This window comes from Fluoribacter dumoffii NY 23, assembly GCF_000236165.1.
GTDB classification, from domain to species: Bacteria; Pseudomonadota; Gammaproteobacteria; order Legionellales; family Legionellaceae; genus Legionella; species Legionella dumoffii.
The window spans coordinates 1,277,625-1,302,447 of the sequence record NZ_CM001373.1 but is presented as its reverse complement, the minus strand read 5'-3'; the positions used below and the strand labels follow the sequence as shown (position 1 = coordinate 1,302,447).

Below are 24,823 nucleotides of genomic sequence, written 5' to 3'. Positions count from 1 at the left end.
ATATTTTTTATTGGTTGCTATAAAAAATGAAGGTGTTTACGTTTTTGGACAAATGACGCGTTGCAGTGATTGCGGGTCAGTATTTGCAGGAGGGACGCAATGCCACATTTTGCCGAATTTCAGCAAAAAGCAAAAAAACTGGCGACGTGTTTAGCAAGAAGTTATGGACAAAATATGGGGTGTTTGAGCTTTTTTTCCCTCTTCATACCGAACAATGCTGCCATGGAAGATGCAACTACCATAAGTATGCTGGCTCACAGTTTAGATGAGACCTATGATCTAATCCAATATGTTAAACTTGTAAAAAATGAGCCTCAGTTAACCCTGGATGAGTTCAATGAATTTAGAAGAAAGGTGATTATTGGAATATATTTGTTAAAGTGGTCTCAATATAGTACCTCTGCCAGAACTTCCCTTCATCAATCTCTGATAGATTTATTTCGAAAGCATTTAGGAGTCCACTCCATTGGAGAAATAAACCAGGATTTTTTTAATTCATGTTTGAGTGATCTAAGTTACTATTGCACATTCGTATATGAACGACGTGAAGAGGGATCTTATTCTGATCTCGACCATCGATTAGGAGCAACAATTCAAAAGGAAATTCATGAAGCAAAATATTTTTCGTCTCGTAATAATTCTTTGTCCTTTTACGGGCTTTACGCAGGGATCATGAATTCTTTAGGAATGAGTATGTATTAAGGAGGATGTATGACTTTTACCCCACCAGCATTTGCAACATTTAGAGTCAATACGCTTAATCTGGAAACTAATTATTCCATTTTATTGGGAAGATATACAATAATTGATAGTGCGTTAAGTGATGGTTCCTCGGCAATACAACCAAGCAGTCTCGAGGTTTTAATAGCAAGGACCAATGAAGTACTAAAATGTAAATCGGGTAGGGACAGCCAGATTGAAGTGTTCAATCTTTTAGTAAACGAACTTCGCCAAATTCCCAAAGAAAACAAGGAATTAGCCAAACAGGGGGCTCTTTTTTTATTAGGTGCTTTAATCCATCGTTATTTTCGGCTGATTAAAGAGTACGATGATTATAATGCTTATGCCTCCTGGACTTATTGGGCCAAATGTCAAGTAACCGATTGTAAGTTATTCCTGGCCATAAGAAGGGCCTTAAAGTTTAAAGAATTAGATGTTCTTAAAAAGATATGCATTGAAGAAAGCACAAGTAAGAAATTCAATCCAGCTGATTTAGATAAGAAATTTAGGAAAGATGATTTACAAATCCTCGACGTTGTGACGATAGTAAAAGCACTTGAAGTGTTCCGTGACAACATGTTTATGGAGGACAAGGATAAAGTCCAACGGTACATGAATTATCCTCATTTCGCAAAAGATGAAAATTTCAAATCATATTTAGAAGATATCATAATCACACAGTCGCAGAGAGGGGCGCAACTACTGCACCGATTTAAAGCAATTAACTTTATCCGTTCACTTGCAGAAGGAATTGAAAAGGAGCATCAGCAAATTGAGATGGAGTTAGAGAAATGGTGTAAGGCTGTTGCCAAGGAACACAAGAATTTCAGTACATTCCGAAATTTAAATGATGTAGCAATTAATGAAAGTATTATGAAACATGTAGAGTCTGAAAAAGCTAGGAATAGAATCTTCGATTTATTCTATACTCCTTTAGTTCAGGAAAATCTGGAGACGCTGGATCATCCTACTTTTTTGGCAAAAATGAAAGAGTGTTATGATTCCAAGTGCAGTTATATTCTTTTTGGGGGATATGCCTTATTGCTGCAACAATCCGAAGCTTTGGGTTATGACCTCATGTTTACAATACAGCAAGTTCTAGGCGAAACCTCTAAAGAATTGACTAAAGAAGATAGGTTGAATGGCTTAAAATTTCTTAAACAGTTTCTCGAAATTGAGTCGAATGTGGCCCTGGATTATGAATTTTTTGATGGTAAAAGCTGTATGAATACTTTAATTGCAAGAGCTGAAGTGGCGCTCAGCAAAGAGGAAGTCAAAGAGGAAACAACGGTTCTTACACTTTGACAAGAGATTGTAAGGGGTTTTTGAAAATGTATCCAAAGATCTTGTACCCTAAAAACGCCATACCCCTCTTACAAGAGGGGTGTATTATTTTGGTTTAGAAAATTATTTTCCTGATTTTCATAGTTAAGATCTAAACGGAACAAATTAAATTGTGTTTTCTTATCATATATATCCATCTTTTCTATCCTTTTTAGCTTGGAGACTAAATTTATAGAGAAGGGGAGACCGCATAATTCGATAAATATTTTTATAAACCACATAGTCAAAATCATCTTGATGAAAACAGAATCCGGTAAAGTGCTATAAAATGCAATAGTGGTAAATATTACACTGTCCAGGCCTGATGCTAAAAAAGAGGCCAGAAAAAATCGGGCTGCCATATATCTTCCGTGGACTTTAATTTTAGTTTTGGCAATCAGATAGGAGTTAAAGGATTCAGAAATGAGATAACTGACAAATGATGCCAGAATAATACGGAAGTTAATGGTTAACAGGGTATCAAAAATAGCGTTATTGGTTGCAAACTCGGGATTAGGCATATGAATTACAAGTTGGCCATACAAAATGAAGAATAGATTAAAAAGAAATCCACACCAAATGGTACGCCGTGCGTATTTATAGCCATATACTTCAGTAATTAAGTCTGAAAGTAAAAAGGACAATGGGAAGATTAGGGTCCCTGCATCTGTTGTGAACCCCCAAAAGCTGATTAAACGGGGATCAAACCAGTTTGCTAACACGATAATCATCGAATAAGTCAACGTCAGATACCATAAATAGCTCGAATGAATAATAAGTAACTGAGTATTCGCTGAAGTATTTGCTGCTGTATCCATTATCAGAGCTCTAATGAAAATGGATTGAAGTTGGTTTTTACATCATAGTGATCGACGTTATCTTTTCTTTTCAGATAATTAGAAATCTTATAAGTAATTGGTAATGCACACACTTCATACAATACTTTGAGTAGATACATTGTGCCTATTATTTGCCAGATTGCTGGATAAGGAATAATAAATAAAAAGGCTATATGAGTAAAAAGGATGGTATCAATACCTACACCTATCATAGTGCTTGTAATGGCACGTAACCAAAGTCGTTTCCCTGAAGTCAGCACCTTTAGTTTCGCCAAAATAATTGAATTGGCGAATTCACCAAAAAAATAACTGATGACTGAAGCCAGAAAAACTCGTAAAGTGCCTTGGTAGACTGTTGCATAGGCTTCTTGATAAGACCAAAAAGGTGAGGGGGTTAAATAAATTGTAATCCATGTCCCCAAAAATACGATAGTATTTGCCAATAATGCCATCCAAATAATTCGTCTGCTCACCTTGAAACCATATACTTCAGTCAAGACATCATCGAAAACATACGTCAAAGGAAAAAAATCAACCCGGCAGCATAATTGATTGAACCGAAGGCAGCAATTTTAAAGGCAGCTAAATTGGATAAAATTAAAAAAGTAGTAAACAGTATGCCAACACTGATAACACTCGATTTATTTGCAACACTTTGTTGAGGAAATTTTTGAATTAAATCCAGGTTATTGCTTTGTTCTGCAGAATACAAAGCGGCAATATGGGCAATGTCTTCGCGTGAAAACTTATCCAGCCATTTATTTTGATACAACTCACTTACCGGTTTATCAAAAGTTGTTGCTTTCCCAGTTACCTGGACTCTCACATACACCTTTGCAGTGTTTTGATAATTGGCATTAATTCCTATAACCCTATATGTGTTAGAAATAATTTTGTCTGCGGGAACTTGGAATAGTTGTTTTATTTGACGAAATAATTTATTGATCATGTTTTCCAGTTAGAGGAACAATAATGACTGACCTATTTATTATGCCTAAAAGTAAACCAAAAGTCAGTACTTGTATGCCCGTAACCCTTATCGGTAATACCATTCAAATGGAGCCCCTGGCCCCAAGGCATTACGAAGGCTTGCGCTCTTCGGCAGATGATGGACGAATATGGACTTATATGCCTTGTAAAGCGAACGGGGAATTTTATGAACCCTGGTTTGCGGATTGTTTGTTAAAACAGATGCAAGGAATACAATTTACTTATGTGATAAGACGCCTCAAAGATCAGGCATTAATCGGAAGCCGCGCTTACTATGAGATAGATACACAGCATAAAAAATTGGAAATTGGTTATGGTTGGCTCTCTCCTTCAGTATGGGGTACTCGCTATAACCATGAGTCTTTGTTACTGTTATTTCAAAATGCATTTGAAACATGGGGGATTAACCGCGTGCAAATCGCAACCGATCCGCGTAATGTTAAAAACTACAATACCCTAAAAAAATTAGGTGCTACGAAAGAGGGTATACTCCGCCAACACATGATTCATCATAATGGGCAAATTACGGATACTGCTCTATTTAGCATTCTTATTGGGGAATGGCCTGCAGTGAAACAGAGATTGCAAAAACGGTTAGAGCGTGTAGGAACTCTCTCGAAATAAGAAGTAGCCGGGTTTAAGACGAGCCGCAAACCAAAAATTTACCACAGGGTTAAACCTGTTAAATTGGCTCCAAGGTCTTTACCCAGGCTACAATAAGTCACGCATTTAGTGGGTGGTGAATTTCATCTCCCCATCCTTATAAGCCACTTTAATGGTTTCACCTGATTTGAATTTCCCTTTCAATATATCCTGCGCCAGTGGATTTTCTACTTGCTGTTGAATGGTGCGTTTTAAAGGCCGTGCGCCATAGACAGGATCAAAGCCCGCATCTGCTAAATGCGTCAAAGCTTCCTTGGTTACTTCCAGGTGTATATCTTGTTGCTTTAGACGTTTTTGCAAATAGCTGATTTGGATCGCAGCAATTTTTGCGATTTGATCTTTTTCAAGAGAATGGAAAACTACCGTATCATCAATGCGGTTAATAAATTCTGGACGGAAGTGCTGACGGACCATTTCCATAACTGCATCTTTAATTTGCTCGTATTTGAATTTATTACCCATTTCCTGTATCAAATTAGAGCCGAGATTTGAGGTCATGACAATGATTGTGTTACGAAAATCAACAGTACGTCCTTGGCCATCCGTCAAGCGGCCATCGTCCATGACTTGTAAAAGTATATTGAACACATCGGCATGTGCTTTTTCTACTTCGTCAAGTAAAATTACAGAGTAGGGTCTACGGCGTACCGCTTCTGTCAAATATCCGCCTTCTTCGTAACCTACATATCCTGGAGGAGCTCCTATTAGACGGGCTACTGAATGTTTTTCCATAAATTCGGACATGTCGATACGTACCATAGCTTCTTCAGTATCAAAGAGAAATGAAGCCAATGCCTTGCATAATTCAGTCTTACCTACTCCAGTAGGACCTAAAAACAAAAATGATCCTATAGGCCGATTCGGATCTGATAAACCTGCACGTGAGCGGCGGATCGAATTGGATACTGCATCAATTGCTTCATTTTGTCCTATGAGACGATTATGCAGCACTTCTTCCATACGCAGTAGTTTTTCTTTTTCACCTTCCATCATTTTGGCAACAGGTATGCCAGTCCATTTGGAGACTACTTCTGCAACTTCATCTTCTGTTACCTTATTACGAACTAATTTGTTCTCATGGGATTCTACTTCAGCTACTTGGGCTAATCGTTTTTCAAGTTCGGGAATACGTCCGTATTGCAATTCAGACATACGACTAAGATCTCCGGCACGACGCGCAGTTTCCATTTCAAGTTTAGCCTGCTCCAAAGACTCTTTTATTTGGGTAGCACCCTGCATGGTTGCTTTCTCAGCTTTCCATACCTCTTCCAAATCAGAATAGTTATGTTCCAATTCCTCAATGGTATGTTCCAAATCTTCCAGCCGTTTTTTAGAGGCTTCATCATGCTCTTTCTTAAGGGCTTCACGTTCGATTTTCAGTTGAATCAAACGTCGTTCCAATTTATCCATGCTCTCTGGTTTTGAATCAATTTCCATCCGAATCAGGCTGCCTGCTTCATCAATTAAATCAATTGCTTTATCAGGAAGTTGTCTGTCGGTAATATATCGATGCGAAAGGGTAGCAGCTGCCACTATGGCTGGATCGGTGATTTCAACGCCGTGATGCACTTCATAACGTTCTTTTAAACCCCGAAGAATAGCAATTGTATCTTCGACACTGGGTTCATCAACCAATACTTTTTGGAAACGCCGCTCTAGGGCTGCGTCTTTTTCGATGTATTGACGGTATTCATCCAGGGTAGTGGCACCGATGCAATGAAGTTCCCCACGTGCTAAGGCAGGCTTAAGCATATTTCCGGCATCCATCGCACCTTCTGCTTTTCCAGCACCCACCATGGTATGTAATTCATCAATAAAAAGAATTATTTGTCCTTCCTGTTTGGCTAAATCATTGAGTACTGCTTTAAGGCGTTCTTCAAATTCACCACGGTATTTTGCACCGGCAATCAAGGCGCCCATATCCAGGGAAAGCAGACGTTTGTTCTTTAAGCCTTCTGGAACTTCACCATTAATAATACGTTGCGCCAATCCTTCAACAATTGCAGTTTTACCTACCCCAGGTTCTCCAATCAAAACAGGATTATTTTTAGTGCGTCTTTGTAAGACTTGAACGGTTCTTCGGATTTCATCATCACGGCCAATCACGGGGTCCAGTTTGCCCTGTTCTGCACGGGCGGTTAAGTCCAGCGTATATTTTTCCAAAGCCTGTCGTTGCTCTTCAGCATTTGGATCATTAATGGTTTCTCCGCCTCTTAATTCCTGAATTGCATTTTCAATTGCTTTAACATCACCACCTGCTTGCTTGAGAATGCGGGAAAGACTTCCTTCTTCGGTTATGGCTGCTAATATAAAAAGTTCACTGGAGATGAAATTATCCTTTTTTTGTTGAGAGAGCTTGTCGGTAACATTTAACAATCGGTTCAAGCTATTGGAAATGTGGATATCGCCTCCCATCCCGGATACTTTCGGGAGCTTGTCCAAGGCTTGATCTAAAAGGGTCCTTAACAAGGGGATGTTCACTCCTGCCTTACTGAGCAAAGGTCTGCAGCTTCCTCCTTGTTGATCGAGAAGGGCCTTCATTAGGTGTTCAGGTTCTATAAATCCATTGTCTCTTCCTAAAGCTAATGATTGGGCATCTGCTAAGGCTATTTGAAACTTTGATGTTAGTTTATCCATTCTCATGATATATAACCTTTTAATGGGTGTTAATTTTCTTGTATCTACCGTAAAATGAGGGTTATTTTAATTATTTCAAGTGATGAATTATGACAAGTGACCATTCTTCTAATTCTACTCCAGACTCTCAAACTTTGCTGAATCAAATCATCATTGATTACATGAAGGAGTCAAAACGAAGGCGTCGATGGAAATGGGTGATGCGGGTAATTTATTTACTTATTATTGCATTTATAGTCTATCGAGTGTCAATCAGTGCCAGTGACGATACCGGCACTAATATCAAACCTCATGTCGGTGTAGTAGATCTGATTGGTGAAATGTCAGAAGCTAAAGCCAATGCAGATGACTTTGCCAAAGGGGTGGACGCTGCTTATAAAAATTCGGGCTTAAAAGCATTGATTATTCGTATTAACAGTCCTGGCGGCAGCCCCGTACAAGCGGAGTACATGTACAATATTATAAAATTTTATCAAAAAAAATATCCCGACATTAAAATTTATTCTGTTTGTGTGGATGCATGCGCTTCTGCTGCATATTATGTTGCGGTTGCAGCGGAAACCATTTATGCCAGCCCTGCGAGTATGGTGGGTTCTATAGGTGTTTTATATAATGGCTTTGGTTTTGTTGACTTGATTAACAAAATTGGGGTTTCACGTAGACTCCAAACATCGGGGGTGAATAAATCATTTCTCGATCCGTTCTCTCCTGAAACAGATTTTGCAAAACAAAAGCTGCAAGAGATGCTGGATCAGGTTCATAAGCAATTTATCAATCGAGTTAAAGAAGGGCGAGGAAGCCGATTACACATAGACGATGAAACATTCTCGGGACTTTTTTGGACTGGTGAACAAGCCTTATCTATGGGGTTAATCGATGGTTTTGCGAGCAGTGGACAGTTAGCGCGTGAGATAATCCAAATTCCTGAGGTTGTTGATTATACCCACAAGCAAAATCTTTTTGACCGGGTGACCAAGAATCTGGGTACTGCCCTGGCTGACGAACTTCCTTTAAGTTTTGGGGCAAAACAAGGATTTAAATAAGGGTAAGTTTAATAAAAAAATAAATCTCGGAGTTTTTTATAAAAGCTGTATTAATGAGTCTCACTGCATCTGTAATTCCCGCCAAGGCGGGAATACAAATCTTAAATGGGATAATTGAAGTTTCAAGTGAGGTAGGAATGGTAATGGATGCATTAGACTACTCCCATTCCTTCGGCGATTGCCTGGGATGGGAGTGGTTGCTCTTCTTATTTCAGAACAGGTGAGATGGTCTGTAGTAAGGATTTAAATACTTTGGGGGTGCCCGCAACAATATCTCCATGTTTCAGATAATCATCGCCTCCATGTAAATCACTGATTAATCCGCCTGCCTCTCTGATTAATAAAGATCCTGCAGCAATATCCCAGGGACGTAAACCTAACTCCCAAAATCCATCAAGTCGTCCACTGGCCACATAGGCTAAATCAAGTGCAGCTGATCCAGTTCTTCTCACTCCAGCACATTTACCCAATAAAGCTTCGAAAGTTGGTAAATATCTTTGTGCTACATTGATATCTCGTGAGGGGAATCCAGTTCCTAAAAGAGAAGCCACCAGTTGGGTTTGTTTAGAAACCCGTATTCTACGATCATTTAACCGTGCCCCACGCCCACGGCTTGCGGCAAAACACTCATGGCGTAAAGGATCATAAATAACCCCATGCTCTATTCTGCCTTTTACTTTTACCGCGATAGAAACAGAAAAAAAAGGAAATCCGTGCAGGTAGTTGGAAGTTCCATCCAGGGGATCAATAATCCAGATTGTCTCTCCATCGCCTTCTTGCATGCCACTTTCTTCGGCAAGGATACCATGCTCAGGATACGCTTTATGGATTGTATGAATAATTGTTTGTTCGGCTTTAATGTCTACTTCGCTAAAATATTCATGGTTGGTTTTAGCGGTTATCTTGAGACGGTCCACTTGCTCCATATGGCGAACTATAATTTCACCGGCTTGTCGTGCTGCGTTAATTGCTATATTTAAAAGGGGTTCCATGAATAATACTCTTTAATCTACAAAACCGGTGATTCTATCATATTTTTTTTGCACAAAGAGAGTGAAATATGAAAAAAGCAAAAATCGTAAAAAAGAGAGTTCGATGATATGATATAGCGCTCACTGTGCTTTATTAAAAAAGTTTTTTATGAGTTTAAATTCAATACGTATTATTTTAGTAGCAACCTCCCATCCTGGAAATATAGGCTCAGCTGCCAGGGCAATGAAAACAATGGGATTAAATTCACTTTATTTAGTCAATCCCAAATCTTTTCCAGATTATAAGGCAAAAGAAATGGCAGCGGGTGCTGATGATGTTTTGGAGCGCGCAGTTGTCACTGAAACTTTGGATGAGGCTTTAATCGGTTGTCAGCTTATTTTAGGTACCAGCGCACGGCCCAGGGGGCTTTCTTTACCAGGCTTAACTCCATCTTCTTGTGCTGATTTAATTAGCCAGCAAGCAGATCGTACTCAAATTGCTATAGTTTTTGGAAGGGAACATGCCGGACTTACTAACGAAGAACTGCTAAAATGTCATTATCACATTCATATTCCCAGTAATCCGGAATACAGCTCGCTTAATCTGGCGCAGGCTGTACAGATTATAGCTTATGAATTACGCATGAAAATGTTAGCCCCCAAGGCTGAAGTGTCCTTGCGACAAGATGAATATGCTGCAGCAGATGAAATCGAGCAGTTTTATGAACATTTAAGGGAAGTATTTATTCAAATTCAGTTTTTAAAAGCTTCAAATCCAAGACGTTTGATGCAGAGAGTACGGCGGTTATTTAATCGCATAAACCTGGAAAAAACAGAAGTTAACCTGCTACGCGGAATGTTAAGTCAGGTACAAAAATCCTTGGAATGGGCACGTAAAGGAGAAGTAAGTGAAGGCGATAGTTAAAATACCTATCTATTTTGATTATATGGCCACCACCCCGGTTGACCCACTTGTTGTGGAGCGAATGATTCGCTATTTGGGGCCTGATGGTGATTTTGGTAATCCTTCGTCTACAACTCACGAATTTGGGAGAGTCGCGGCGCTTGCGGTGGAGCAGGCCCGTACCCAAGTTGCGCAATCAATTCATGCATCAGCCCAAGATATAGTTTTTACTTCAGGGGCTACAGAAGCAAATAACCTGGCGATAATTGGTGCAGCTCATTTCTACCAGAATAAAGGAAAACATTTGGTGACTATGAGTACGGAGCATAAAGCGGTGCTTGATAGTTTTAACCGTTTAGAAAAAGATGGATTCACAGTTACCTACTTACGTCCCGAACCGAATGGTTTGCTGAATTTGGAACGCTTGGTTGAGGTACTAAGACCTGATACCATTTTAGTTTCCATAATGCATGTAAACAACGAAATTGGAGTGATACAGGATATAGGGGCGATTGGCACTCTTTTACGCGATAAAGGGATCATTTTTCATGTGGATGCAGCACAAAGCGCTGGAAAACTTCCTATTGATTTGACCCAGCTTTCTGTAGATCTAATGTCCTTTTCCGCACACAAGAACTATGGGCCAAAAGGTATTGGCGCCCTTTATGTCAGGCACAAACCCCGAATTCGTCTCCAACCTCAAAGTTTTGGCGGTGGCCATGAGGGAGGCTTACGTTCAGGAACCCTCGCCACCCATCAAATTGTGGGTATGGGAGAAGCGTTTGCATTAGCAGAAAGCGTGCGCGAAGTGGAACAGTCTCGACTTTTAAAATATCGGCACTATCTGTGGGATGGTATTAAACATCTGCCAGGCATACAGTTGAATGGCGACAAACAAAAACGAATCGCCGGTAATCTGAATATCAGTTTTGCTGGATTAGACGGAGATTCTTTATTATTAGCGTTGAATGAACTTGCTGTTTCGTCTACCTCGGCCTGTAGTTCTGCCAGTATTCAACCTTCATATGTACTGAGAGAAATAGGATTGAGTGATGAGCTTGCCCAAAATAGTATAAGATTATCTATAGGGCGTTTTACGAAAGAAGAGGAAGTGGAGCACGCGATTAAGGTTATTTGCACGCAAGTAACTCGATTGCGAGAAATATCGCCGCTTTAATGTATATATAATGTATAATAGAACTGTAATGTATAATAGAACTGTCCAGGATTATTTTTTTTCACCCAGGCATGTCGGTGTTGTTAATTTGACTGATCAATTTTCGATAACTGTTAAAAACACCCAAAAAGGTCAGGGGACTATTGAGTTTTACATGCAATGTAATTCACAGGGTACGATTGTACGGGCATGTTTCAAAACTAATAGCAATCCTTATGTAATTGCAAGCTTGGAATGGTTATGCAGACTGCTGGAAGGGCAGGCTATAAATAGTGTGCCCCCAATTGATTACCAGCTTATTATTAAAGAATTGGATATTCCTATTGCCCAGTATCCTGTTGCATTAAGAATTATTGATGTTTATAAAGAAGCTTTGCTTTTAATAAATAAAATATTTGAATTTAATTGAGAGGTACATAATGAGTGTGGTAATGCATCATGTAGATAGCGCAGTACCTGAAATCAGTTTTACTGAGGCAGCAGTAAAACACGTGGTGTCTTATTTACAAAAAAATCCTGATTACACTGGAATTCGTTTATCGATAAAAAAAACTGGCTGTTCTGGTTTATCTTATGTGGTGGATTATGTACTTGCGCCTCAAGAGACTGATTTAGTACTCCCTTTGAGTGAAAACTATGTGGTTTGTATTGATAAATCCAGTTATTCTTTCCTGAAAAATATGAGTGTAGATTATGTCAAGCAGGGATTAAATTATAAATTTGTGTTTAATAATCCTAACCAGACCGGCCAATGTGGATGTGGAGAAAGCTTCACAGTAGATTAGTCCTCTACATAATATAATCGGGGTGCAGCCAGAAACTTCTCATACCACCCGGACTATCTGAAGAATGACTTTCCATGCACAATTGTGCCTTATTTGTAAAAAATCCCAGAAATCTGGCTAATTCGGTTTGGCTGAGGCTGTCAAAATAGTTTCCTCATCGGTACCAGGGGCTAGGGAGCACTTACATTCTGGTAAATCGCTGTCACTTCATGGGGCATCTATTTCTAGATGCCAATTCAATTTGCTTTGTGAGTGTTTTTTTCAAGAAAAGCCAAACTAAAACGTTCATTTAGATGACAATGAAGGTCGCTTGTGTGTTTTTGGGTCATATTCATCCTTAGAAAATCAGATGTGTCCGTCAATTAAATGCACATGGTACTTTTTTCTTCTATTTAAACAAAGAAAGCATGCAATTGTTCTTTTTATCAATAATTTACGTCATTTAAGCAAGCAAAAGGAATTAAATAATAAATTCGCCTTGTCCAGTTTGCGGGTAAAGTGGTAAAATTTTTTTGACTTAATATTTCCTTAAGAAATGAATATCATTAAAACAATATTTACACTCTTTGAGATGTTTGGTACTATATAGGCCATAGTGTTCGGTGAGTGTATGTACTGGGCATAATTTTATTTAATTAATTTGTACTAGGAGACTTAAATGAGCACAGATACAATGGTGCAAAGCAGCGAAGCACTTTCACATCAAGTAATTCATGCTGTTAAAGGGTATTTAACTAGTGTTAGTAATAAAGATTCCAACTTAAATTTATATCAATTAATCGTAGAAGAAGTTGAAGCGCCTTTATTCCGTACTGTTATGGAATTAACTCGTTACAACCAATCAAAAGCTGCACGTGTTCTGGGTGTAAGTCGTGGAACTTTGCGTACCAAATTAAAGCGTTATTTTGATGACGAGTTTATTGGAACCCGAGATTTCTAAACCTTAAAGAACCATTTTTCACTATTTTTCTTAATTGCTTCCTAATATAGTGGTCTTTGGCTAGGCACTCTGCTACTATTGATATCAGAGTTGGTCAGGCAATCGCTCTTTGTTTTGCAAAGGGAGGAAAGTCCGGGCTCCAGAGGGTAGAGTGCCAGGTAATTCCTGGGAGGTGTGAACCTACGGAAAGTGCCACAGAAAATATACCGCCTCTTTGAGGTAAGGGTGAAAAGGTGCGGTAAGAGCGCACCGCGCGACTGGTAACAGGCGTGGCAGGGAAAACCCCACTTGGAGCAAGACCAAATAGGAGTCCTTTGGCTGAAAAGTCATTACGTGTGGCCCGCACGGGACTCGGGTAGGTCGCTTGAGGCATGTGGTGACACATGTCCCAGATGAATGATTGTCCATGACAGAACCCGGCTTATCGACCGACTCTTTTTTCCTTGGCCCATCCTTTCTCCTGATACCCTAAATCCTTAAATTCATTAATCCTCTAATTATGCTGATTGCTGTAATTTGGGTTTAACCCGTATTTCAAATTGTTGCACAAAAAATTTCTAAATCCTATCAGAAAACGTCCTTAGTGGTAATCTTATGGATACCCAGTAACTGGCGGGATGTAAAAATTTCAATCACTTTGATGTGGAATCTATATTAAAAATTGATCATGTAGGCTATAATATAGTCATCTTTTTTTAGTTTTTAAAGATTATATGAAAAATCAGCAGCTACATTCTCTCTATACTACCCCTGGTAAAATTTCCTCTGATCAAGCTCTCCTAGAACAAATTATTGAGTTCGCGGGAATAGGATTTAGTCAAAACCTTCAACAATTCCTTGGATTACATAGAAGGGAATTTGGGTTATACAGATCAAGGAGGAGTGATAATTTAAAATTCAGTCCGGGCTATTTGGGTTTTGTAAATGCTCTGATTCACGCTTTGTCCTCAGCAAAAGAGGATATCGATACAAAAGCTATTCGTATTAAATATGCTGAGCATCAACATTATTCAAACCAACCAAAAACCAAGGACGACTATCAGCGAATTCCACCCATCCAAGATGACAATACTCTTAGTGATAATGTTCTCGAACGACTGCATGCTTTTGAAATGCAGTTAAAGGTTATTCGGGAGCAACAGCTAATTCTCAAAGCCAAATCTTTAGTAAAATTAGCAAACGATGACATTCTTTTAAAGCAAGAGCACCTGGCCTCCATGCAAAAACTCTATTTGAATTTGCTTTCAGTTTATACGCCAAAATCGATGGCTGAGTTTGACAAAAAATTTGAACTGTTGGGGAGTGAGAAATCATTTTCTACGTTTACTCAAAAATTACATGAGAAAAAATTAATCATGGATGGCGTTATGGAAGAGGTACAGGGAACTCCTGCTGCAGAAGCAATTATGGTGGAGCAATCTGCACTTGATAATCACCTAAAGACAATTGAATCATTTAAAAAACAAGCAGCAGAGTTAAAGAACTTGACCACATTGCTTAGGCAAATAAAAACTATTGAGGCCAATCTCACACAAAAATCTGATGAGCTGTTGATAACTAAAGATGCGCATAAACTTGAAGAAATTATCCGCTTTATTATTGACTTAGAGAAAGAATTACAACGGATCAAAAAAGGGGTAAGTGGCACCTCGGAAATACATCAAAATATCCTTCAGGTCATTGAAAATACAGAACGAGCTTTACTGCAGAAAAAGTCAGAGGCCCAATCCTATCTAGAAGAAATCAAGAGACAAGCCTCTTTTACCCAGGAAATCAGTGACACCAGCAGCGGCCTCCATCCAGAAATAGTAGCTCAAGACGATGCAATAACGGAAAGTGCTTACGATCCGAAAAATGAGCAGGTTAAGAACACTGACGAAGTGGAGCAAATTGAACAAACTGTGAAAACTGCCGAAGTTGTGGAAGCTGGCGAAAGTAAGAGGACTGACGAAGTTTTGAGCGTTCACGAAGCTGAAAAAACCGACGAAGGTGTCGAAATTCATGAGCTTGTGAGTCCCAGCGAGATTGCTAAAATCAATCAAGTTGTTGATTCCGGTGAAACTGTTGAACTCTCAAAAGGTATGAGTCCCACTGAGATTGTTGATAGCAAACAAGCAGTTCATACCGACAAGATTGTTGAAATCAATCAAGTTGTTGATTCCGGCGAGAACGTTGCGAAAACCGAAGAGAGTGGTAAAAATAATGAGATCATTACAGCAAAGAAGGAGCGGCTGCAAGAAGCAATCTCATTGATCCAATCCTATGAAAATACCCTGAAAGAAGAACAGGGTAAAAATCAATCTTGTTTGGGCTTTTTTCATAAATCACGCAATGCCGCTAAGATTAAATATTGCGACTCATTAATAACTGAACTACAAACCAGTCTTCAAACTATCAATGCTGAGAGTAAATTGCTGGAGATTATTAACATCGCCCATCGGAATATTAATAAGTCTGGTAATCAAGCTGAAATTACCAAAGGGGGCAGTTATTTCGGTACAAGCCGCATGCTCAGTTTACAACGCCTTTTGGGTATTGAGGATGCGTGGGAAAAGGGAGGAAAATCCAGAATTTTTGGAGTGTCCATACCATCTGATTTCCATGGCCTTAAAAACACCGGTATGGTTGGTGATGATGTAAAAAATATTGTGACTAATTATTATGGATTTAAAAGTAATAGTGATCATGAATATCGGCGGCTAATAGAGAAGATATTCCCTGAGCCAGCCATCACTACTCTGGAACCTCCTCGATAAACTTTTATTATTTGAACCACCGGGGTGTGTTTTGTACCCCCGGTTTGACTAAAATGAAAACATCGCTACTTTCCCAAACTAACCTTCTCCAGCCAAGTGTTTTTTAAGAAGAGCATTGATTTGTTCGGGATTCGCTTTTCCCTTGGTTTGCTTCATAATTTGCCCTACAAAGAATGCCAGCAATTTTTCTTTTCCTGCCCTGTATTCAGCTGCTTGCCCAGGAAATTGCTGAACTAACTTAATAATCATTTCCTCCCAGGCAGCAGTATTATCTTCTTGCTGAAATCCCTCTCGCTCGATGATTGCCTCAATGTCTTCTTCACCAGCCCAGAGCAAAAGGAAGATGGCTCGAGCATTGTTTAAAGAGAGAGTTCCATCTTGCAGTTTATCAAGAAGAGTCGCCATGAGTTTTGCTGATATACGTGGATTATCAAAGGTTAAATTCCCTTCATTTAATGCTGCAGCATATTGGCCTTTTAACCAATTAATAATCATTTTTTCTGAAGCGCGGGATTGTTTTTTAATTGATTTAAAGAACTGATAAGCTGCTGGAGAAGAAAGGATAAAATTAATGTCTTCATCGTTAAGAGCAGGGGTATTTTTTAATTCAGCATGAATTTTATCGGGTAAGTCCGGTAAACTGTTCTTGACTTCCGCAATAAGAAAACGAGAAATTTGTATTGGCAGTAAATCCGGATCAGGGAAATATCGGTAATCGTTCTCGTTCTCCTTGCTGCGCATTGCATGCGTAGTATGAGTATCAGGATTATACAAACGAGTTTCCTGAACTAACTGTTGCCCACTTTCCAGGATATCTTGATGTCGCGCTTGTTCATAAGCTATTGCTTTCTCGATAAAGCGGAATGAATTCAGATTCTTTAATTCAGTTCGCGTTCCCAAAACGGTAGTTCCTTTGGGCTTTAGTGAAAGATTGACATCACAGCGGAAATTTCCTTCTTGCATATTGCCATCACAGATCCCTAAAAATTGCACCAATTGATGCAATTTTTTAAGATAGCTCACTGCTTCATAGCTGGAATAAAGGCAGGGGGCAGTTACTATTTCAAGTAAAGGGGTGCCTGCACGGTTCAAATCAATACCACTATACCCTGAACGCACTCCGTGCAAAGATTTGCCTGCATCTTCTTCCAAATGGGCACGAACGATTGAAATATCCTTTAAACTGCCATCTTGAAGAGTGATTGCCAATTTACCATTGCTTACTATCGGTTTTTGAAATTGACTGATTTGATAACCTTTGGGCAAATCCGGATAAAAATAATTTTTGCGCTCAAAAACAGATAGATCATTAATGTCCGCCTGGATTGCCAAACCAAACTGAATTGCCATAATAACCGCTTCTTTATTCAACACGGGTAAAACCCCTGGGAATCCTGCATCAATGAAACAGGTTTGTGAATTAGGAGTTGAACCAAAAGCGGTAGATGCACCTGAAAAAAGTTTTGATTGAGTTTTTAGCTGAATATGTACTTCAAGACCAATGACTGTATCCCACTGCATAATTCACCTTTATTGATTTGGACTGGCCAAATGCCAGCTGGTCTGTTGTTGGTAATGATGAGCAATCTGAAGCAAACGGCTTTCACCAAAATGTTTGCCCATAAGCTGCAAACCTATAGGTAGTCCATGAGCAAAGCCCGTGGGAATGGAAATAGCGGGAAGTCCAGAAAGATTAGCTGCAACTGTGAACACGTCAGAAAGATAATTTTGAATGGGATCAGCTATTTTTTCATTGAGTTTAAAAGCACAAGTTGGAGATGTTGGGCCAAGAATTACATCTACAGATTTAAGGGTTGTGACAAGTTCCTGCTGGATAAGTCGACGAATTTTCTGAGCTTGCAAGTAATATGCATCAAAATACCCGGATGAAAGCACATGTGTTCCGGTGAGAATTCGACGTTTTACTTCTATTCCAAAACCCTCGCTGCGCGTACTGCGAATGAGCTCGATTAAAGACGATGCGTTCTCACTGCGATAACCGAATCTTAAACCATCATAACGTGATAAGTTTGATGAAGCTTCAGCGCAAGCTATGACATAATAGCAGGGTACCCATAAAGGTTGAAATTCCAAATTTAAATGAATAATTTCGGCTCCCATCCCCTCAAAAATTTTTACAGCTTCAAGAATGGCCTGTTGTATTGTTTGATCTACCTGAGATTGAAAGAAACAAGACGGTAAGCCAATTTTAAAATTAGCTAGAGGCTTATTCAGTTCGGCTTCATAATTAGGAATTGAGGATTCAACCGAAGTAGAGTCCTTAGGATCATGTCCTGACATGGCTTGAAGCACTAATGCCAAATCTTCGGCGCTTCTCGCCAAAGGCCCTGCTTGATCCAAACTGGATGCATAAGCAATCATACCGTAACGTGAAATGAGTCCATAAGTGGGTTTTATCCCGCTTATACCGCATAAAGCTGCAGGTTGTCGTATGGAACCTCCCGTATCAGAGCCTACGGCAAAAGGAACCAGACCTGCAGCTACGGCTGCAGCTGAGCCACCGGAAGAACCTCCGGGTACCCGTTCTTTATCCCATGGATTTTTTACCGGACCAAAGTAGCTGGTTTCATTGGACGAGCCCATAGCAAATTCGTCCATATTGGTTTTACCAATTAGAATAGCACCTTGATTGAGTAATTTTTCAACTAAAGTGGCTTCATAAGGGGAACAAAAATTTGCGAGCATTTTTGAGGCACAAGTTGTTTTCATACGTTGGGTACAAAAGAGATCTTTTATTGCCATAGGGATTCCTGTGAGGATTTTACCTTGGCCATTTTTTAATTCTTGATCTGCTTTTTGGGCCTCAAGAAGAGCATGCTCTTCATCCAAACTGATAAAAGCATTTAAATCCTTCTGCTTTTGAATTTGCATTAAATAATGTCTGGTTAATTCAACACTGGAAAATTGGCCCTGATGTAAGGCTTGAGAGAGTTGCTTCAAGGATAAATTTTCCATAGTTACTTATCCTGGCCTATAACTTGAGGTACTAAATAAAGATCTTGTTCAAACTGGGGTGCCAGTTTCTTTAATTCGTAGAGGCAATTTTCTTCAGTAACTGCATCAGTTCTTAATCGTTGATTTAACTCAAGGGGATGAAAAAGCGGCTCTACTTCTGAAGTATTAACAGATCTTAATTGGTCGACGAAATTCATTATCGCGTTAATATCTGCGATAAGTTGGGGTGAATGTTCTATATCTGTATCCAGATAAGCCAGCTGAGAAATGTTCTCGAGTTCTTTTACCGAGATGGTCATAAAAAGGGTACCTCACACAGTTAACATTTTATTATAACCAGGATATTAAAACTTAAAAATATAATTGTAATGGGAAATTTAACAGATGCAGCAACATTCTGTTGCTGCATCTGGGGTAGGTTATTGATTATACCCCAAAGTAAAAACTATTTTTGGTCTGACTCTGTGATTGTTTTGGAGTTGAAGGCTGATTTTTGAAAAAATCAACCATGAGTTCTTTAAACGTAATACGAGAAGGGGTGGGTTGTTTCTGGGAGAAACTGTAACCTTGCAGAGGTAAAATTCCCTTTTCAATAGTTCGTAACTCACTGTTGTCGAGGGTCATTGCCCCAAAATGGTATAAATTATTATTAACCACTACAACAGTATGATGATCTGCCGCATCAAAATCGGTTACTTCAGAAGCCAGCTGCGTGAATGTCCCGAGCGTTTGGTTTGGACCCAACTGTCCTTTTGTATTCAAACCACTCACAAGTAACACACTGTCTTGAGTAAGGATAAAACAACCTACAGCAGTGGTCTTAATTTGTCGGGCTTTTATATCAGGGATTTGAGTCCAGATATTGATGAATGATTCCTTAGAATTTAATCCCAAAAAACCTGATTCATTATTTCCGCATGCGAAGACTTCTCCGGCTCTGGTTAAAAGAAGTGCATGTTGATGTTGATTATTCACTGAAACATCCGCCACATCAAGGTTATCAGGGAGGGCTGGGACCCAATCAGGTAAAAAAAATGTGTTATGCCGGTGTTGATAACCTTTTAAGGAGTTACCCAAAACTTTAAAGGAGTTATGAGTATCAATTAAAGCACTTGTATGATCTTGCGCAAAAATTGTTTCTGTGGATGTTTCTATAGGAGTGGGGCTATAAAAACTTAACTGATCGGAGTCAGGTTTTACTTGCTTTTCTGCATTTCTGCCCATGCCATAAACTGTTCCAGACTCTCCTAACAAAAGAGAATGTGCAAAGCCGGTTGAAATATGTTGGATGTTTTCCTTGAGATTGGCGATTTCCGTTAACATGCACGCTTTTTTTATATCATTGCCGAGTCCGAGTTGGCCACTTGAATTATTGCCTACTGCCAAAACACGTCCACGATTTAAAAGAACCAGAGTAAAGTCTTGCCCACAACTCACTTCTTTTATTTTTAACTCATCGGTTAAGTAGCTTGAGACAAAATTTTTTAATTGGGTTGATACCCTTTTCAGTTTTATTATTTCGATTAAAGGAAGGTTATCTAAGATTAAAAATCCAAGTTCCTGAGGAAGAGTTGTCAGTTGGTGTGCTATATTTTCCAAATTAGGTCTACCCATAAATTTTCTCCTAACAATTAAGTTATAGGTAAGCCTAATTTCCCTTTAGAATTTATAGGTTTTTTGGCTTTCCACAGAAAACGTATGTTCCTCATTTTTGTTCAAAAGATCAACTACATCTTTTAAAATTTTATCATCCACAGTGGTAAGCGTACCTTGGCCATGCTTTTTACTGTAGGCATTCCAAAGGCCTATGGATTTAGAAAATGCTGGCAATAAAGAAGATAAAGCCTCATCTTTATTAAATACAACTCCTTTCCACATAAAGTTGCTTTCATTTTGCTCAATGGAACGTGCAAATGCAACCTGCGTAGCTATTTTCATGACTTGTGCAGGTTCTAAATTGTGATTTTTTACTTCTCGAGTTAATAAATCTATTAACTCCAGTTTGACCCTATTATTGGATGTGGATTTTACGTACTCCTGTAAATCACTTAACAGGCTGACTGCAATTTTTTGTTTTGAGCCTAACTTTTGAGTTGTATCCTTTTGAGAAGAAGAAAAGAAAGTCCCGGTCCCAATAGAGACGTTTGCCAGTTGTTGTCTGAAAGACCGGCTTGTAACAGCCGTTTCTTCTGCTTGGAGTTGTTTTTCATCTTGTGCCTGTGAATCATAACAAAGGACCAAGTTGGTTGTCATATCAGGAAATGGGTAATTGCCTGTCAAAAACGCACCATACCCTTGTTTGGTGTGGCCCATCACTACAGCCCAGGGATCTACAATAGTACATGTAGATAAGTCAGTTAAGTCATTGGAGTTATGATCAAGAAGAAGATAGGTATGAGAGCCTAAGCCCACATTATGACTCACCATTTTAACATGCATAGGAGGCAGTTCTCCCTCTTCCATCTTTTTTAAGAGGTGGTCCGCTGCCAATTGGGCAAAAGAATGACACGCTCCGACGCCGGTTTTTCTTACCATTTGTGCGGTTTGAGCTATTTTTCCCTGATCATAGCTTACATACGCCCCACCCAATCCTATAACTTGTGCTTTGGGGAGTTGTTTTGATTTCGCCAACACTGTTTCTCTCGCCGTTGGCTCGATTAACCACTCAAATGCACCGGCATCTGTCGATCCATATTGTGCGAGATTCAAGTGCCACAATTGAGTAGTTACTGGTGAGGCGACAAAAACGGAAGGATCGTACTTGCGATTAACAGAGGGTAATTCACCGAAAAAAGGATGATTGATGACTACCTCAAGCACCTGTAATTCAAAAGCGGAGAGAATTCTACTGTTATCGTTAATGTATTTTTGGGGATTCTTTAAAAATAAATCCAGTTTTTCATCAGTATCTATTATTTTAAAAAAATGGGGCATTGTGGTTGAAAATGAAACATCTTCAAATGTATCCCGTTCAATAATAGCGACTACTTCGGGAATTATATCGACAATGGTTCGGTCTTGCTTTTTTATTACCTCGAACAATTTGCGTTTAGAGTCTTCTTCCTGAAGTCCATCATAAACCTCCAGGAAAAGCTCATACAGCTTTTTTTCATCATAATTGCGCCCGTCATAACAACGCGCATTGATGTTTTGTAAAATTTTACCCTTATAGTCAAACTCTGCATAAAATTCGCTTTTTAATTGCTGAATTTTAGAGTTAGGGCTCTTTTTTATAGTTACGGGTTCAGTTTTAGTTTTCATGAGAATTATTGATTTAATAATGCGTTCATGAATTAATATAGAATTTATTTATTAAGGAAAAATTACTTATTTATTAAGGATTTATTAATACTTTTGAAAAGTGTAATACTTTCAAATCCTTATGATTAATTTTTATTCAGATAAAATATTAAACAATTATAAAAAACAAGTAATTCTTTGAAGAAAATCGTATTTTACATGAGGATACTTAGGGTAATTACTTTTTAAGATAAGGAAATTCCTCGTGTAATAATTGGATTACCTGATTTAATTGTTCTTTACTCTTTGTTATTAGAAGCACCGTATCATCTCCTGCGATTGTGCCTAATATCCCTGAGTTTTGAATCATTTGAGATGAAAAAGAGACGAATTTTCTATCAATATAAAAAGCCAGGCTGTTCGCATTTCCAGGATGGGTGTGTAGCACAATAAGACCAAAATCGGATACTTGCATGTTGAGAACCAAAGGGAGATTGGGCATATTGAAATCGACTGCCTGATAAGTGCCTCCTATTTTGGCAATTTTTAATTTTTTAAGTCTTCGGGACAGGGTTGCTTGCGGAATGTTATAGCCCCGTGCCTTTAAACTGTTCTGTAAGTCAACTTGTTCTGCAATTTTTTCCGTTTGTACAATATTTAATATATGCCCATCAAGAGCAGCACCTTGACTCATTTAAACCTCCAATCGAATTGATAATCTTGTGAATACAAAATCATTTATAGTGGAATTATATTCAAAACATCTTGACAGGGCAAGTCAAGGTTGTTAAATTTAAAAAACGCATAAAAATTGGATTTATATTCAAATGAAACATTTATTTTATTTTATTCTAGCAGGGTTTATTATTTTTATTTCATTGTGCTATGCAAAAATACCCAATAATGATACCCAGTACATTCATTTTGCCGTCGCGGCCGAATATCCACCATTTGAATATAATGATCATGGGGAACTTAAGGGGTTTGATATTGACCTGGCGCGATTGATTGCAAAAAAGCTCAATAAAGAAGCATTATTTGACACCATGCAATTCAGCAGTATTTTACCCGCAATAAGTACAGGTCAAGTCGATGCTGCGATTTCTACACTCACCATCACCGAACAGAGAAAAAAGAATTTCGATTTTACTAAGCCTTACTATTTCGAGAGTATGGCGGTTGTCTTCCCAGATAAAACCAAGATCAGCAACATACAACAACTAGCTGGTAAAAAAATAGGAGTGCAATTAGGTAGTACTATGGAAATTTGGTTAAAGCAAAATGTTCCTAGTGCTCATCTTTTAGTCATGGACAATAACAATCAAACCATTGCGGCTCTTAAAGCAGGCCATATAGATATGGTTTTAATGGATGGAGTGCAAGGTGCGGTATTTAGTCAAAAAAACTCTGGGCTTTCTTTTTCGATTATTGCCAAATCCGCGGATGGTTATGGTTTGGCGCTTAAGAAGAATGCGAAATTAACCCAAAAAATAAATCAAATTTTAAATGAGTTGGAGCAAAATGGTGAGTTGACTGCACTCAAGAAACAATGGCTGGAGGGCACCCAATGGAAGAGTTAAAACAAAATATCCTCTATATAGGCGAGGGGACTTTAGTTACTTTAATATTGTTGCTTGGTGGGCTATGCATTGGGACTTTATTAGGAACTGTACTGGCTTTACTACGATATCAAGGAATAATGAAACCATTAATCAATAGCTTTATTTCGGTAATGAGGGGGACACCGGTTATCTTGCAACTTAGCTTTATTTATTTTGCTGTGCCGGCCTTAATTGGTATGAAGGCAAATATTCTCATGGCAGGGCTTTTAACCTTTGGATTAAACAGTTCAGCCTATATTGCCGAAATTTTAAGGTCTGGAATAGAGAATCTGCCAAAAGGGCAGTTTGAAGCAGCGAAAACTTTGCAAATACCCAGCTTTTATTTATGGAAAGACATCGTTCTACCTCAAGTCGTTAAAAATATTTTTCCAGCGTTCATTAATGAAATGATTGCATTGCTGAAAGAAACAGCTTTGATTGCAACCATAGGAGGAATGGATTTAATGCGCCGGGCCCAATCAGTCGCCGCAGAACAATTTACCTATTTTGTTCCGTTGTGTATTGCCGGTTGTTTTTACTACGGGATGGTTCTCTTAATCGAATTGATGGGCAAAAAAATTGAGGAAAGGGGGCTTTATGTTAGTCATTAATCAGGCATCAAAAAACTTTGCATCTCTGCCAGTATTAAACTCAATTAATTTGAAATTAGAGACACAGACTGTATTGGGTTTGGCAGGACCATCTGGAAGCGGTAAATCTACGTTGTTGCGGTGCATCCAACAGTTAGAAACATTGGATTCAGGCAGTATTGAAGTAAGTGGCCAAAGTGGGTTTATGTTTCAGGATTTTCAACTTTTTCCCCATATGACTGTATTGAAAAACTTAATTTATGCGCCTCGTCTGCAAAACAAGTTAATAAATCATGAAGAGAAAGCGCACTCTTTGCTCCATAGTTTGGGTATGAGTGATAAAGCATCAGCGTACCCTCACCAGCTATCAGGTGGACAAAAACAACGTGTTGCTTTAGCACGCAGCTTAATGATGAATCCCAATTTGTTGCTTTGTGATGAACCCACCTCTGGTCTTGATCTGGCGACAATTGATGAAGTGATTAGTTTATTAAATTCGGTAAAATCTTTAGGTGTTACGATGGTCATTGCTTCCCATGATCTCAATTTTCTCAGCAGAATGTCCGATCGGCTCATTGTACTGAAAGGCGGGAATATAGTTGTAGATGTCATCCCTAAAGAATTAGCCGACCCTATTTCGCATTTAAAACAATACTACCAGGAGTAAC

The 24,823-nt window shown here is 38.8% G+C and carries 24 protein-coding genes and 1 other RNA gene; 14 read left to right on the top strand and 11 right to left on the bottom strand.

Annotated features, from left to right (window positions below):
• Positions 1 to 99 precede the first annotated feature (99 nt).
• Complete coding sequence (locus KYQ_RS05940; RefSeq protein ID WP_010653480.1) at positions 100 to 702, top strand: hypothetical protein; 603 nt, start codon at positions 100 to 102, stop codon at positions 700 to 702.
• A 9-nt stretch (positions 703 to 711) separates the two neighbouring features.
• A complete protein-coding gene (locus KYQ_RS05935) occupies positions 712 to 2,025 on the top strand; it encodes a hypothetical protein (RefSeq protein WP_010653481.1) in 1,314 nt (437 codons plus the stop codon).
• A gap of 68 nt (positions 2,026 to 2,093) precedes the next feature.
• Here KYQ_RS05935 and KYQ_RS05930 read toward each other — a convergent pair whose 3' ends face one another.
• Genes KYQ_RS05930 through KYQ_RS19470 form a run of 3 tightly spaced genes read right to left on the bottom strand, consistent with a single transcriptional unit; the run spans position 2,094 to position 3,831 of the window.
• A complete protein-coding gene (locus KYQ_RS05930; RefSeq protein WP_010653482.1) occupies positions 2,094 to 2,861 on the bottom strand; it encodes a queuosine precursor transporter in 768 nt (255 codons plus the stop codon).
• Between the two features lie 2 nt (positions 2,862 to 2,863).
• Positions 2,864 to 3,355 carry a queuosine precursor transporter gene (locus tag KYQ_RS19475; protein WP_231294617.1) on the bottom strand — a complete coding sequence of 164 codons (492 nt, stop codon included), beginning with the start codon at positions 3,353 to 3,355 and terminating at the stop codon, positions 2,864 to 2,866.
• Between the two features lie 44 nt (positions 3,356 to 3,399).
• On the bottom strand, positions 3,400 to 3,831 hold the full coding sequence (locus tag KYQ_RS19470; RefSeq protein ID WP_019349752.1) for a hypothetical protein: 432 nt from the start codon (positions 3,829 to 3,831) through the stop codon (positions 3,400 to 3,402).
• 23 nt (positions 3,832 to 3,854) lie between these two features.
• On the opposite strand from KYQ_RS19470, the gene KYQ_RS05920 reads away from it, so the two are divergent.
• Entirely contained in the window at positions 3,855 to 4,496 is a 642-nt protein-coding gene (locus KYQ_RS05920) for a GNAT family N-acetyltransferase (RefSeq protein WP_010653484.1), read from the top strand.
• Positions 4,497 to 4,601: 105 nt separating this feature from the next.
• Here the strand turns inward: KYQ_RS05920 and clpB are convergent, their stop codons facing one another.
• Positions 4,602 to 7,178: an ATP-dependent chaperone ClpB gene (clpB, locus tag KYQ_RS05915; RefSeq protein ID WP_010653485.1), complete on the bottom strand. Its 2,577-nt coding sequence runs from the start codon at positions 7,176 to 7,178 to the stop codon at positions 4,602 to 4,604.
• 83 nt (positions 7,179 to 7,261) lie between these two features.
• Between clpB and KYQ_RS05910 the strand changes: the two genes are divergently transcribed.
• Positions 7,262 to 8,215, top strand: a complete 954-nt coding sequence (locus KYQ_RS05910; protein WP_010653486.1) for a S49 family peptidase — start codon at positions 7,262 to 7,264, stop codon at positions 8,213 to 8,215.
• A gap of 206 nt (positions 8,216 to 8,421) precedes the next feature.
• Here the strand turns inward: KYQ_RS05910 and KYQ_RS05905 are convergent, their stop codons facing one another.
• Positions 8,422 to 9,207, bottom strand: a complete 786-nt coding sequence (locus KYQ_RS05905; RefSeq protein WP_010653487.1) for an inositol monophosphatase family protein — start codon at positions 9,205 to 9,207, stop codon at positions 8,422 to 8,424.
• 148 nt (positions 9,208 to 9,355) lie between these two features.
• On the opposite strand from KYQ_RS05905, the gene trmJ reads away from it, so the two are divergent.
• The 7 genes from trmJ (at position 9,356) to KYQ_RS05865 (ending at position 15,748) form a co-directional block, all read left to right on the top strand.
• On the top strand, positions 9,356 to 10,111 hold the full coding sequence (gene trmJ, locus KYQ_RS05900) for a tRNA (cytosine(32)/uridine(32)-2'-O)-methyltransferase TrmJ (RefSeq protein ID WP_010653488.1): 756 nt from the start codon (positions 9,356 to 9,358) through the stop codon (positions 10,109 to 10,111).
• Entirely contained in the window at positions 10,095 to 11,267 is a 1,173-nt protein-coding gene (locus KYQ_RS05895; RefSeq protein WP_010653489.1) for an IscS subfamily cysteine desulfurase, read from the top strand. Before trmJ ends, KYQ_RS05895 begins: the two co-directional genes overlap by 17 nt.
• A 28-nt stretch (positions 11,268 to 11,295) precedes the next feature.
• On the top strand, positions 11,296 to 11,676 hold the full coding sequence (locus KYQ_RS05890) for an iron-sulfur cluster assembly scaffold protein (protein ID WP_010653490.1): 381 nt from the start codon (positions 11,296 to 11,298) through the stop codon (positions 11,674 to 11,676).
• Positions 11,677 to 11,686: 10 nt separating this feature from the next.
• Positions 11,687 to 12,052, top strand: coding sequence for a HesB/IscA family protein (locus KYQ_RS05885; protein WP_010653491.1), 366 nt, complete (start codon positions 11,687 to 11,689; stop codon positions 12,050 to 12,052).
• Between the two features lie 658 nt (positions 12,053 to 12,710).
• Positions 12,711 to 12,992 carry a helix-turn-helix domain-containing protein gene (locus KYQ_RS05875; RefSeq protein WP_010653492.1) on the top strand — a complete coding sequence of 94 codons (282 nt, stop codon included), beginning with the start codon at positions 12,711 to 12,713 and terminating at the stop codon, positions 12,990 to 12,992.
• Between the two features lie 86 nt (positions 12,993 to 13,078).
• Positions 13,079 to 13,432: RNase P RNA component class A (gene rnpB / locus KYQ_RS18690), an RNA gene on the top strand.
• A 777-nt stretch (positions 13,433 to 14,209) separates the two neighbouring features.
• Positions 14,210 to 15,748 (top strand): hypothetical protein, encoded by a 1,539-nt coding sequence (locus tag KYQ_RS05865; RefSeq protein WP_231294615.1) that lies wholly within the window; start codon positions 14,210 to 14,212, stop codon positions 15,746 to 15,748.
• 78 nt (positions 15,749 to 15,826) lie between these two features.
• On the opposite strand, the gene gatB is transcribed toward KYQ_RS05865, so the two are convergent.
• The 6 genes from gatB to KYQ_RS05835 all read right to left on the bottom strand — a co-directional run bounded on the left by gatB (position 15,827) and on the right by KYQ_RS05835 (position 22,658).
• The gene (gene gatB, locus KYQ_RS05860) at positions 15,827 to 17,269 is read right to left on the bottom strand and encodes an Asp-tRNA(Asn)/Glu-tRNA(Gln) amidotransferase subunit GatB (protein WP_010653495.1); all 1,443 of its coding nucleotides are present in this window, start codon (positions 17,267 to 17,269) and stop codon (positions 15,827 to 15,829) included.
• Between the two features lie 9 nt (positions 17,270 to 17,278).
• Positions 17,279 to 18,724 carry an Asp-tRNA(Asn)/Glu-tRNA(Gln) amidotransferase subunit GatA gene (gene gatA / locus KYQ_RS05855; RefSeq protein ID WP_010653496.1) on the bottom strand — a complete coding sequence of 482 codons (1,446 nt, stop codon included), beginning with the start codon at positions 18,722 to 18,724 and terminating at the stop codon, positions 17,279 to 17,281.
• Positions 18,725 to 18,726: 2 nt separating this feature from the next.
• Complete coding sequence (gene gatC / locus KYQ_RS05850) at positions 18,727 to 19,023, bottom strand: Asp-tRNA(Asn)/Glu-tRNA(Gln) amidotransferase subunit GatC (RefSeq protein WP_010653497.1); 297 nt, start codon at positions 19,021 to 19,023, stop codon at positions 18,727 to 18,729.
• A 127-nt stretch (positions 19,024 to 19,150) separates the two neighbouring features.
• On the bottom strand, positions 19,151 to 20,338 hold the full coding sequence (locus KYQ_RS05845; protein ID WP_010653498.1) for an F-box protein: 1,188 nt from the start codon (positions 20,336 to 20,338) through the stop codon (positions 19,151 to 19,153).
• 45 nt (positions 20,339 to 20,383) lie between these two features.
• Complete coding sequence (locus KYQ_RS05840) at positions 20,384 to 21,985, bottom strand: hypothetical protein (RefSeq protein ID WP_010653499.1); 1,602 nt, start codon at positions 21,983 to 21,985, stop codon at positions 20,384 to 20,386.
• A gap of 217 nt (positions 21,986 to 22,202) precedes the next feature.
• The gene (locus KYQ_RS05835; protein WP_019349748.1) at positions 22,203 to 22,658 is read right to left on the bottom strand and encodes an arginine repressor; all 456 of its coding nucleotides are present in this window, start codon (positions 22,656 to 22,658) and stop codon (positions 22,203 to 22,205) included.
• A gap of 133 nt (positions 22,659 to 22,791) precedes the next feature.
• Between KYQ_RS05835 and KYQ_RS05830 the strand changes: the two genes are divergently transcribed.
• The 3 genes from KYQ_RS05830 to KYQ_RS05820 are packed head-to-tail and all read left to right on the top strand — an operon-like array spanning position 22,792 to position 24,822.
• A complete protein-coding gene (locus KYQ_RS05830) occupies positions 22,792 to 23,544 on the top strand; it encodes a substrate-binding periplasmic protein (RefSeq protein WP_010653501.1) in 753 nt (250 codons plus the stop codon).
• Positions 23,532 to 24,176 carry an amino acid ABC transporter permease gene (locus KYQ_RS05825; protein WP_010653502.1) on the top strand — a complete coding sequence of 215 codons (645 nt, stop codon included), beginning with the start codon at positions 23,532 to 23,534 and terminating at the stop codon, positions 24,174 to 24,176. The genes KYQ_RS05830 and KYQ_RS05825 overlap by 13 nt, the downstream gene beginning before the upstream one ends.
• A complete protein-coding gene (locus KYQ_RS05820) occupies positions 24,163 to 24,822 on the top strand; it encodes an amino acid ABC transporter ATP-binding protein (RefSeq protein WP_010653503.1) in 660 nt (219 codons plus the stop codon). Before KYQ_RS05825 ends, KYQ_RS05820 begins: the two co-directional genes overlap by 14 nt.
• Position 24,823: the final 1 nt, after the last annotated feature.

Coding starts and splice junctions, on each gene's coding strand:
- KYQ_RS05940 (WP_010653480.1), top strand. CDS start 100: ATGCCACATTTTGCCGAATTTCAGCAAAAAGCAAAAAAACTGGCGACG.
- KYQ_RS05935 (WP_010653481.1), top strand. CDS start 712: ATGACTTTTACCCCACCAGCATTTGCAACATTTAGAGTCAATACGCTT.
- KYQ_RS05930 (WP_010653482.1), bottom strand. CDS start 2,861: ATGGATACAGCAGCAAATACTTCAGCGAATACTCAGTTACTTATTATT.
- KYQ_RS19470 (WP_019349752.1), bottom strand. CDS start 3,831: ATGATCAATAAATTATTTCGTCAAATAAAACAACTATTCCAAGTTCCC.
- KYQ_RS05920 (WP_010653484.1), top strand. CDS start 3,855: ATGACTGACCTATTTATTATGCCTAAAAGTAAACCAAAAGTCAGTACT.
- clpB (WP_010653485.1), bottom strand. CDS start 7,178: ATGAGAATGGATAAACTAACATCAAAGTTTCAAATAGCCTTAGCAGAT.
- KYQ_RS05910 (WP_010653486.1), top strand. CDS start 7,262: ATGACAAGTGACCATTCTTCTAATTCTACTCCAGACTCTCAAACTTTG.
- KYQ_RS05905 (WP_010653487.1), bottom strand. CDS start 9,207: ATGGAACCCCTTTTAAATATAGCAATTAACGCAGCACGACAAGCCGGT.
- trmJ (WP_010653488.1), top strand. CDS start 9,356: ATGAGTTTAAATTCAATACGTATTATTTTAGTAGCAACCTCCCATCCT.
- KYQ_RS05890 (WP_010653490.1), top strand. CDS start 11,296: ATGTATAATAGAACTGTCCAGGATTATTTTTTTTCACCCAGGCATGTC.
- KYQ_RS05885 (WP_010653491.1), top strand. CDS start 11,687: ATGAGTGTGGTAATGCATCATGTAGATAGCGCAGTACCTGAAATCAGT.
- KYQ_RS05875 (WP_010653492.1), top strand. CDS start 12,711: ATGAGCACAGATACAATGGTGCAAAGCAGCGAAGCACTTTCACATCAA.
- KYQ_RS05865 (WP_231294615.1), top strand. CDS start 14,210: ATGCAAAAACTCTATTTGAATTTGCTTTCAGTTTATACGCCAAAATCG.
- gatB (WP_010653495.1), bottom strand. CDS start 17,269: ATGCAGTGGGATACAGTCATTGGTCTTGAAGTACATATTCAGCTAAAA.
- gatA (WP_010653496.1), bottom strand. CDS start 18,724: ATGGAAAATTTATCCTTGAAGCAACTCTCTCAAGCCTTACATCAGGGC.
- gatC (WP_010653497.1), bottom strand. CDS start 19,023: ATGACCATCTCGGTAAAAGAACTCGAGAACATTTCTCAGCTGGCTTAT.
- KYQ_RS05845 (WP_010653498.1), bottom strand. CDS start 20,338: ATGGGTAGACCTAATTTGGAAAATATAGCACACCAACTGACAACTCTT.
- KYQ_RS05840 (WP_010653499.1), bottom strand. CDS start 21,985: ATGAAAACTAAAACTGAACCCGTAACTATAAAAAAGAGCCCTAACTCT.
- KYQ_RS05835 (WP_019349748.1), bottom strand. CDS start 22,658: ATGAGTCAAGGTGCTGCTCTTGATGGGCATATATTAAATATTGTACAA.
- KYQ_RS05830 (WP_010653501.1), top strand. CDS start 22,792: ATGAAACATTTATTTTATTTTATTCTAGCAGGGTTTATTATTTTTATT.
- KYQ_RS05825 (WP_010653502.1), top strand. CDS start 23,532: ATGGAAGAGTTAAAACAAAATATCCTCTATATAGGCGAGGGGACTTTA.
- KYQ_RS05820 (WP_010653503.1), top strand. CDS start 24,163: ATGTTAGTCATTAATCAGGCATCAAAAAACTTTGCATCTCTGCCAGTA.